Source organism: Paraburkholderia sp. SIMBA_053 (genome assembly GCF_046534895.1).
In the GTDB taxonomy this organism is placed as follows: Bacteria; Pseudomonadota; Gammaproteobacteria; order Burkholderiales; family Burkholderiaceae; genus Paraburkholderia; species Paraburkholderia caledonica.
In genome coordinates this window covers 1-252 of sequence record NZ_JAWRXU010001242.1, presented here as the reverse complement: position 1 = coordinate 252, position 252 = coordinate 1, and the positions used below count along the sequence as shown (strand labels likewise).

Annotated in this window: 1 protein-coding gene; it reads right to left on the bottom strand. The window is 67.9% G+C overall.

What is annotated here, in order from left to right:
• Positions 1-119: 119 nt before the first annotated feature.
• A partial coding sequence (locus SB753_RS39595) for a citrate/2-methylcitrate synthase (RefSeq protein WP_410805489.1) occupies positions 120-252 on the bottom strand: 133 nt, incomplete at its 5' end.

The window sequence follows — 252 nt, the reverse complement described above, 5'->3', positions numbered from 1 at the left end:
CGTTGGCTCGGCGCTATGTGAAGGAGCGGAGGGGAGCGTTTTGCGCGACAGTCGTTGCGTGAAGAGAGAAGGACCCCCCGGGCCGGCGCGTGAGTGCCCCGCCCGACGACAAGAAACGCTCAACTCTCCCCCACATACCTCGCCCGCGGCCGGATCAAGCCGCCGTCGCGCGCCTGTTCCATCGCATGCGCGATCCACCCGACGACACGCCCCACCGCAAACAACGTGAAAGCGGCGCCCACGGGCAAGCCA